The organism is Globicatella sanguinis NBRC 15551 (assembly GCF_001552295.1).
Classification (GTDB): domain Bacteria; phylum Bacillota; class Bacilli; order Lactobacillales; family Aerococcaceae; genus Globicatella; species Globicatella sanguinis.
Genome location: NZ_BCQX01000093.1, coordinates 1 through 9,212 on the forward strand (window position 1 = coordinate 1; position 9,212 = coordinate 9,212).

Genomic DNA, 9,212 nt, shown 5'->3' on the forward strand with positions numbered 1-9,212 from the left:
CGAAAATTATTCAATTTCCTACTTCTGGTCTACTCCCAACTGGGCGGAGGTAGGCAGACGAAGCGAAAGTCATTCGCTTTTCTACTTCTTGCCCACTCCCCAAAAAATTCTATTTGTTTAAGTCTTTTAGTGCTCTGCTCTTTATTCTGGTTTAAATCGATTCCAGTCAAATTCTGGAACTTTAAAGGGTTCAAATTCTGGGACTTGATTGCCCAAATTAGCTTGACGACTACGCTCTGTTTTGGCTTGATTAAATGATTCAATTTCTCTTTTTGCTTCTTGGACAGTCCGTACATTTTTCTTTTTCCAGTCTAGTAATATTCGATCAATATATTTTAAACTGATGGCTTGATTTAATACGGCTTGTTGCAGTGCCAAAATAATGACCTCATCATTAAATTGATCCATTTGTTTCCAATCGGCTATTTGCATTAATTCCAATTGGGTTAAACTACGACCAAACTCACCTTCAAATAATTGAATTAAAGATTTTTGCTCAGATTCATTTAAACCATCTTGTGATTCAGGTTCATCTTTTTTATAAAAACTTTCTAAAAACAAGTAAAGGGGTTCTAATGAAATAATATCCATTTGTTTTCCGTGATGATCCTTAATCATTTCAAATTGAATGTATTCCTTCGTTAATAATTCAGATAGAAATTCATAGGATTCATTTTCACTCCACCCTAAATTTGTTGATACCCGTTGTAAATAAGCTTCGCTTTGCAATTCAACTTGATGATCGATTAAATATAATAATAAAATAAAAGCCTGAGGACTTAAATCTAATTCTTTATAATGGGTGATAATTCCCTTAGGAATCAGTGACACACCTTCTTTAAAAAATTGTTGCAACATCGACATTTTCTTCACTCCATTTTGATAAAATAAGGAGTGAGCTTAAAGAAGAAACAAAATCATGTTCCTTCTTTGGCCCACTCCCCTAAGCTTGACTTGGGTTTGAAATTTCATTATATAACATTGAGTCTGAAGTAAATAGTCAATTGCTTATTACTTCATCTGCTCTTTAATGACTATCCTTTATTGCAGGTGTTTCGTTAATCTGAAATGCACCCTCATCTTGTAAAAATAAAATTGAAGGAAATTATGGATAAATACGGTTTAATAAGCGTGGGAATGCTGACGTTTCTCTAATATGTTCAATGCCGCTAATCCAAGCAACAGCACGTTCTAAACCAATACCGAATCCAGAATGTGGAACCGAACCATATTTTCTTAAATCTAAATACCAAGCATATGTATCAGAATCTAAACCAAAGTTTTTAATGTTTTCAGCTAAAACATCGTAATCAATCTCACGTTCTGAACCACCAATGATTTCTCCATAACCTTCTGGTGCAATCATATCAGCACATAAAACCGTACGAGGATCCTCAGGATTCACTTTCATGTAAAATGGTTTAATTGATTTTGGATAATTAACAATGAAAATTGGTTGCTCATATTGACTAGCAATAAATGTTTCATGTGGTGAACCAAAATCATCCCCCCAAGTAATATCATCAAAGCCATTTTTATTTAATAATTCAATGGCATCTGTATATGAAATACGAGGATAAGGCGTAATAGTATATTTACGTAATTGCTCAACATCACGGTCCAATGTTTTCAATGCTAATTGACAATTATCAATAACGCTTTGAACTAAATAAGCCACATATTTCTCTTGAACTTCTAAACTTTCTTCATGTTCTACAAAAGCCATTTCTGGTTCCATCATCCAAAACTCAATTAAATGACGGCGTGTTTTTGATTTTTCTGCGCGGAAGGTTGGTCCAAACGAGAATACTTTACCAAAAGCCATCGCTGCCGCTTCCATATATAATTGTCCACTTTGAGATAGAAAGGCATCGTCATCAAAATATTTAGTATGGAAAAGTTCTGTAGTCCCTTCCGGTGCTGAACCTGTTAAAATAGGCGGGTCAACTTTTACAAAACCATTTTCACTCATAAATTGATACGTCGCACGAATAATTTCATTTCTAATCGTTAAGATGGCATGTTGTTTAGATGAACGTAGCCATAAGTGACGATGGTCCATTAAGAAATCTGTACCATGTTCTTTAGGTGTGATTGGATAATCGTGGCTTTCACCTACTAGTTGAATATCTTTTACTAATAATTCATAGCCTAATGCTGAACGAGTATCTTCCTGAACAACTCCAGTTAAAATAATACTTGATTCTTGGCCTAATGATTTAGCTAATTCAAATACTTCTTCGCTCACGTCTGCCTTAACGACGATTCCTTGGAAATATGATGTACCGTCACGCAATTGTAAAAAGGCGATTTTACCACTACTTCTTTTGTTCGTCACCCAAGCGTTAATATGAACTTCTTGACCAACAAACTGAGCTGCTTGTATCATTGTTATTGTTTCCATATTGCCTCCTGAAATTTAAATATTTTCGATAGTTTGAATCCAAGTACCATCTTTTGCACTAATAATGTAATAAGTGATAGTACCATTATTATTTTTAATCGTTGCTTCCCAAATTGGCTCTTGATTAATTTGTGCTAATCTCATTTGCACAATTTTATCGGGTTGCATATCATACAAAACGATAGAAGTTGCTTCATCTTCTGTTATAATTTCGTCTTTAGTATAATAGTTGGTTTCGCCACCTTCTTGCGTAATAATTGCGTAATGTTGCTGTCCTCTATCGTCATTAAAATCGACTGCAAAATAAGTTTTATCAGTAGTACTCCAATAAAATTTATTAACATTCTCGACTTTAAAATCATATGATATTAATTTGACTGCTTCATCTTCCGCTCGATAAATACTATCTTGTGTACGCATAAAAAGAAGGACTAAACTGACTAAAATCGTTAATAAAACGAAAGTTAAAAATGAAATAAACTTCTTACTCATGCCTCGACCTCCTTTATGGTTTTCAACATTACTATTTTACCAGTTTTTTTAGTTTCTGTCAGTCCATAATTTCAAAATTTATCCAACGTTCAAAATATTCACGAACTTGACTGGAGTAATACTTAGTATAAATGCGTTCATCAAACAAATAAATTTGCGAATCAGGATAAAAATCATTCAATAATGATAAGGTTTGGCTAAAATCACCTAACATCCTAGCAATTAAGTAATAATCAAATAATTGGTTATTACTCCACCCTTTGAACTGTTTTATTTTTTTACTTAAAGGATGATTTTGACTGGTGAAAGGTAAAGTATGAATAAAAATATCAAATATAAAATCATAAGTGGGTAATTGTTTTAATTCTATTTTATGACGACTGATGATCATGATAGAAAGATCATTATCGTTAAAATTTCGAATCACTTTCCGACCACTGCCGGTGACGCCTTCAGCTAATAATTGATAAGGCTTGAAGGTGCCATCATGACTTAATAAATTATAAGTATACTCAACAGTTGCCCGATTAGGGCTAATAATCATTATCTTTTGTTGACATTGCTCCAAATTATCTTTTAAAAATGCTACTTGAGCTTTGGCAGCTTTTTCTTGAAAATAACTCATCGCTTCGAAATAATTCATTTCTATTTCATTTTCAGCATCAATCAGGTAACCAAAAGGGATTTTAATCAATTTTTTTTGATAATAAATATCAGGTAAATTAATTTTTTTTAATGATTCGAATAAGTTGTGATTTCCAAATATATTTTGCTTAGTTTCCAAATAATCCTGATCTAAAATTAGGACTTTATTAAAGGCATTTAATATAGTATTAACACCTAAATCAGATTGAAGATCATTATATTCTAACACTAAATGGAAAAAATTATGATTAAACTGAACCGATTTGATTAAAATATCGCCATTATTTAGAGATACCTTTAGCAGTGAATTAATGCCTTTCAAGGTCATCTCAAGATACTGCTTAAAGTCTAAATGAAATTCATTTGATAAAGCACGTAATTGCTCTAATTGTTGTTTAATCGCTGTTAATTGATTGATTAAATACTGATTCATTTCCTGTTCACACACAAGATATCGTTGAACTTGAACTTTTGAAAAACTAGTAAATTCCTTTTTAAATTCATCTAATAAGCTAATTAACAACGCATTGATTTGTTTTAAAGCTGATAGCATTGGTCCAGTTAACGGTTTTAAAGTTTCAGGTTGTTCATCCATTTGCATAATCGAGTCATAATAGTTTTGTAATTCAATAAAATGTTGACTGAGAGGTATTTCTAAACGATTGAACGCGTAAAGTTGATAGACGAATGCTCCCAAATCATCAATGTAAAGTTGGTAATGCCCTGTTTTTAAAATTGCTGAATTCAACAATCCTTTTAATTTGTATATTTGTTGATGGTTCACTAATAGATAAGGGGCCTGGGCCAATATCTTTAAATAGCGCTGGTAATAGGCATCATCATACCACATAAAATGGGATGGCACATGCTTCTCGAAAATCTGGTTAATGGCGATATCCGAATTTAATTCGTCTAATAAACCAGATTGTGTCACAAAACTCCATTGATAAACTCCCAATAACTGCAATAATTCATTTTGGTTAAGGTTCAAATGATGTAAATGATCAATTAACCAATTTAAAGCTGCTCGACTTAAAAATTCATTTTTATTTCTCAACGATAAACAATGAGGTAAATGATGTTGATAATATTCCACATCATTGGTCACAATAACAGTAGGTTCCGTTATTTGATGGACTAAGTGTCGTTTCGTATCAAGTGTTAATGGTGCTCGATTGGCTTTTACAATGACACGTTCATTAAGTTGAAATTGATTTAAAATCCATTTGGCTAATGGGTCTTCCTGCTTCGTCTCGATTTGACTCGCTTGTGAAACACGTAGAGTGTTATCTATTAGAATAAACTCACCTGGATTTTCAAAAAAGTACTGTTCATTATGTTTTAAAAAAGGACTTAAATCCACTAATTTTGCACTAGCATCACCCGGTAGTTGATAGAAAGCTTGAGCTAAATCACTTAATATTCTAGCTGTAACCAATGCGTCCATTTTCGCATCATGAGCATTAGGAAATTCAATCCCTAAATTCTGGGCCAATTCTGTCAAATTAAAACCAGTCGCACTAGGTAACATAATACGCGCAATCCATTCGCTATCTAATGCGTACTTACAATCAAAGGTTAAATGACTCGCTTCAAAAGATTTTTCAATAAAAGGCAAATCAAAAGCTAAATTATGTGCCACAAAAAGACAATCTTGTAATCTATTTAGCCATAAATTGGCCACCTTGGCAAATGTAGGTGCTTTATCTACCTCTTCTTGTTTAATACCCGTTAAGTTTTGTATATGAGTTGGTATCTCTCGTTCGGGATTAATTAGCATGGAATGTTCGCCAATAATTTGGCCATTTTCAATAATAATGGCCGCAATTTGAATCATGCGATCCCCTTCAGAAAAACTAGGACCAGTGGTCTCAATATCCACATAGGCAATTTTTTTGATTGTTTCCATGCTCTTCATCCTTACTCTATTTCATAATTTAAAGCAAAAGCTTTTAATGCTGCTTCTTCATTAGGTAGTTGTCTCATTACCACTTGGTATTCCATTTCTCTTAATAAATCTCCTAATTGGGCATTTCCTTTTTCTAAACCTAACCAGCCCATGACGGTCTTTCCATTAGCTACTAAATCGGATTTTTGATGAATTACTAATTGACTTTTCAGCTCTTTAGCAACAGGTTGATAATCAGGATTTAAGTGCTGTTGTCTGGCTTCGATGGGATTAATTAATGCCATTTTATAATGATAAACTTCCCAAAGGGTTAATGGACCTTGTTGTATTATTTTATCCAGTTCATATAAATCTTTGACATCTTGAATTAAATGATTGCTATGTGTCCATTTTCTTAAAAACTTATTAGCTTGTGTGACGGTTAACCCTAAGCCTTTGGCGAATAAAAACCAAGCAAAATTTTCTTCAATCATTAGCGACGATGGTATCTGTTCATTCATGTACTGCAAAGCCTTTTGACAATCTAAACCATCTAATAATGGTAAATGCTGACTAATCTGGGTATCAAATAATAGTAGTGCGTTATCTTTGAAATGACTTCCTTGAAAATATTTACTCAATTCAATTCTAACTCTTTCAACTGCTATTTTAGGTAATAAGTGGGCATATTGTTGAATGGCTTCAAAAGTTAAAGGTTCAATGGCAAAACCTAATTGGCTAGCAAAACGAATAGCGCGGATAATTCTGAGTGCATCTTCTTGAAATCGTTCCGCTGGCACTCCGACCGCCCGAATCAATTGCGCTTGAAGATCTTCTACACCATGATGATAATCAAATAATTGCCCTTCTGCATCAAAAGCTAAAGCGTTGATAGTAAAATCCCGCCTTAAAGTATCTTCTCTTAAATCTCGGACAAAATTTACGGTATCAGGATGTCTAAAATCAGAATAATTTCCTTCAGTTCGAAAAGTAGTAATTTCATAAGGAATATGTTTTTCTACTACAATAATCGTGCCGTGTTCTTTTCCCACATCAATTGTATTGTAAAAAATCCCTTCAATTTCATGTGGTAAAGCACTACTAGCAATATCAATATCATGAATCGTTTTACCCAATAATGTATCGCGGACACATCCACCAACAAAATAAGCCTCATAACCATGAGACTCAATTCGCTTTAATATCGGTTGAGCTTCCAGAAACAAAGGATCTGTTAATTCTATTTTCATTTACTCACCCTTTGCTTTCTCGATTAATTGTAAATAATATTCAACCTGCTCGTAATTATGCTTACTTAATCCTTCATCAATTTTTTGGCGCCAAATCTTCATTTGAACATCCAGAGTTAATTGTTCTAAAAATACATCCGTATTCTCTTCAATTTTTTCATCTTTAGGTAGATACGGATTTTCTTCGAAGATATCAAACTCATATAACACTGCATAAACATTCGGGATATCAATTTCAAGATAAAATTGATCACGATTAACTTGATAATTTAAGCGAAAATCATGAAAAGCTTGTTCACATAAAGTATATTTTCGAAAATCTTTATAATAAACAAAGGGTTGATTGCTTTTAGTATGATATGAAATGTAAATACCTCTTGGAGTATAATGACTCTGCTCAGTAAACGTAATGTACTGAATACAATTGGGTTCGGTCATTAAAAAATATAAAAATTGATTAACCACCGGATTTTGGTGCTTAAAATGTTTAATGAGCCAGTCTAAAAATTGCCTCTTTCTTTGATTGCGGTTAACCATCATTTTATCCCTCCTACTCAATTGTTAATTGTCTTAATTCCGGTATATCATAAAGCGTGTTTTGGTATTGTGTCTTTAAGGGGGCTGCTAATTCTTTTTCATTGAACTTAAGATACAGTTGGGCTAATTCATAAACCAACGTCGGTATATTTAAAGCTAATTCAATGGCATCTAAATAATACGCTTCAGCCTCAACAAAATTATTGGATAATTCAAAATATTTAGCATAAGCATAACTTAAAGATGCAGGTTCTTCAATCTCTTCAGCCATCATATCAGCAAATGCTTCTAGTGGTTCTGCTTGATTCATTTTAACATAATAATGGGTAATCAGTTGAATATATTGGAATTGTTCACTATTATCTTCTAATAATAAAGTATAATCAATCAACTTTTCGATTAATGAATCGCTTAATAAATCCATTTGTGCTGCTAACAGGCTCATTTCACCAATTAATTCATGTCCGATAGGAATATTGCGTTCTAGCCATTCTAAAAGCTTCTTAGCAGCTGTTGCGTCTTGTTGGATGACAGCAATTTGTAATTGAAGAAAAATACTATCTAAATTGTCCTTATCCAGTTCAAATGATTGCTTAGCAAATGCAAGTGCTTGTTCATAATCCTCAACAACAAAGGAAGCTTTGGCAATTTGCAACCATTCTGTAGCAGTTTCAAATTCGGGTAATTGCTTGTTTGCTATCAAATTGGATAATTGCTCAGGATCAATGAATTCACTGTCTATCATCGTATTAATTAACAATGAACGTGCAGAATTAGCCCATTGACTTTTCGGAAAGTAATCCAAAATAACATTCAAAAATTCTTTAGCTTTTATAAAATCATTTTCTTTTAAGTAAAACTGAGCTTGGTAATAATACAATGTCGCAGATTGGGGATTTTCCTTTAATAATTGATCGAGCAACATTTTTTGCTGACGTGTATCCCCTCGTTTGCCCGCAATATGAGCTTGTAAAAGGCGCATTTTTTCTGTCATCGTAAAATGGGATAGTTTGTCTATCCACTCAGCCGCTTGCTCAATTTGATCTAACTCATAAGCTTGTTGTGCTAATAAAAAGCCAATTTCAACATCCGGTTTTATATTCCACAATTCATTTAATAAAGCGATTTTCAAGTCAAGATAACCACTACGTCCAAATAACTGAGCTAATTCAGTCAATTCTAAGTAAGTGTCATTTTCTTCAACAGCTAATTGCAAATAATATTCTAATTCTTGAATTAAGCTATAACCATTCGCAACTGTTTGATATTCTTTAAATAATTCCTGGGCAAGAGACATATTGATTCTCCTTTTTAATTCTCAAAACTCTATTGTATTATATCATGTTTTAAAACAAAATAACATTTTGGCTCTTATAAAGCTTAAATTATTTGCTAGGGGACCAATGGACAGAGTTGACTGGCAATCAGCCGATCTCACATAGCATTGACCTATTAGCATGATGTTAGTCGCTTCAAACCAACAAAGCCCATTCAACTTTATCATCGATCATTCTATACAAAAAAAGACAGAAAGGAAAAATTAATCTTTCCATTTTCTGTCCATTTTATCTTAATAAAATTTAAAATTATTTAACTGCGTCTTTTAATGCTTTACCAGCTTTGAATCCTGGAACTTTAGAAGCAGCGATTTCAATTTCTTCACCTGTTTGAGGGTTACGACCTTTACGAGCTGCACGTTCGCGAACTTCAAATGTACCGAAGCCGATTAATTGAACTTTTTCACCTGCAGATAATTCTTCTTGAATTGTTTCGAATAATGCTTCTACAGTTGCTGTTACATCTTTCTTAGTTAAGTTAGTTTTAGCTACTACTTTTTCTACTAATTCTGCTTTATTTGCCATTAGTAAATTCCTCCTTATTTTTTACTCTTTATGAGTATTACATCGAAATAAATTTCAATAGTTATTTCTATATCAGAATAGCACATCTTTATGATGAATTCAATAAAAAGACTACTATTCGATAGTGTCAAATT

The 9,212-nt window shown here is 32.9% G+C and carries 8 protein-coding genes; all 8 read right to left on the reverse strand.

Going from position 1 to position 9,212, the window contains the following annotated elements:
- Positions 1 to 141: 141 nt before the first annotated feature.
- Positions 142 to 864: a DnaD domain-containing protein gene (locus GSA01S_RS07870; RefSeq protein WP_066126402.1), complete on the reverse strand. Its 723-nt coding sequence runs from the start codon at positions 862 to 864 to the stop codon at positions 142 to 144.
- Between the two features lie 241 nt (positions 865 to 1,105).
- Positions 1,106 to 2,404 carry an asparagine--tRNA ligase gene (asnS, locus tag GSA01S_RS07875; RefSeq protein WP_066126403.1) on the reverse strand — a complete coding sequence of 433 codons (1,299 nt, stop codon included), beginning with the start codon at positions 2,402 to 2,404 and terminating at the stop codon, positions 1,106 to 1,108.
- 15 nt (positions 2,405 to 2,419) lie between these two features.
- Positions 2,420 to 2,896: a hypothetical protein gene (locus GSA01S_RS07880; protein WP_066126405.1), complete on the reverse strand. Its 477-nt coding sequence runs from the start codon at positions 2,894 to 2,896 to the stop codon at positions 2,420 to 2,422.
- Between the two features lie 58 nt (positions 2,897 to 2,954).
- Entirely contained in the window at positions 2,955 to 5,450 is a 2,496-nt protein-coding gene (locus GSA01S_RS07885) for an exonuclease domain-containing protein (RefSeq protein ID WP_066126407.1), read from the reverse strand.
- 11 nt (positions 5,451 to 5,461) lie between these two features.
- A complete protein-coding gene (locus GSA01S_RS07890) occupies positions 5,462 to 6,679 on the reverse strand; it encodes a CCA tRNA nucleotidyltransferase (protein ID WP_066126409.1) in 1,218 nt (405 codons plus the stop codon).
- On the reverse strand, positions 6,680 to 7,219 hold the full coding sequence (locus GSA01S_RS07895; protein ID WP_066126411.1) for a YpiB family protein: 540 nt from the start codon (positions 7,217 to 7,219) through the stop codon (positions 6,680 to 6,682). It abuts the gene before it with no gap.
- A 10-nt stretch (positions 7,220 to 7,229) separates the two neighbouring features.
- Entirely contained in the window at positions 7,230 to 8,513 is a 1,284-nt protein-coding gene (locus GSA01S_RS07900; RefSeq protein ID WP_066126413.1) for a tetratricopeptide repeat protein, read from the reverse strand.
- Positions 8,514 to 8,802: 289 nt separating this feature from the next.
- Positions 8,803 to 9,078, reverse strand: coding sequence for a non-specific DNA-binding protein Hbs (hbs, locus tag GSA01S_RS07905; protein ID WP_066126414.1), 276 nt, complete (start codon positions 9,076 to 9,078; stop codon positions 8,803 to 8,805).
- Positions 9,079 to 9,212 lie beyond the last annotated feature (134 nt).

Bases quoted from the DNA above. Each gene is read 5' to 3' on its own strand.
- GSA01S_RS07870 (WP_066126402.1), bottom strand. From the start codon at position 864: ATGTCGATGTTGCAACAATTTTTTAAAGAAGGTGTGTCACTGATTCCT.
- asnS (WP_066126403.1), bottom strand. From the start codon at position 2,404: ATGGAAACAATAACAATGATACAAGCAGCTCAGTTTGTTGGTCAAGAA.
- GSA01S_RS07880 (WP_066126405.1), bottom strand. From the start codon at position 2,896: ATGAGTAAGAAGTTTATTTCATTTTTAACTTTCGTTTTATTAACGATT.
- GSA01S_RS07885 (WP_066126407.1), bottom strand. From the start codon at position 5,450: ATGGAAACAATCAAAAAAATTGCCTATGTGGATATTGAGACCACTGGT.
- GSA01S_RS07890 (WP_066126409.1), bottom strand. From the start codon at position 6,679: ATGAAAATAGAATTAACAGATCCTTTGTTTCTGGAAGCTCAACCGATA.
- GSA01S_RS07895 (WP_066126411.1), bottom strand. From the start codon at position 7,219: ATGATGGTTAACCGCAATCAAAGAAAGAGGCAATTTTTAGACTGGCTC.
- GSA01S_RS07900 (WP_066126413.1), bottom strand. From the start codon at position 8,513: ATGTCTCTTGCCCAGGAATTATTTAAAGAATATCAAACAGTTGCGAAT.
- hbs (WP_066126414.1), bottom strand. From the start codon at position 9,078: ATGGCAAATAAAGCAGAATTAGTAGAAAAAGTAGTAGCTAAAACTAAC.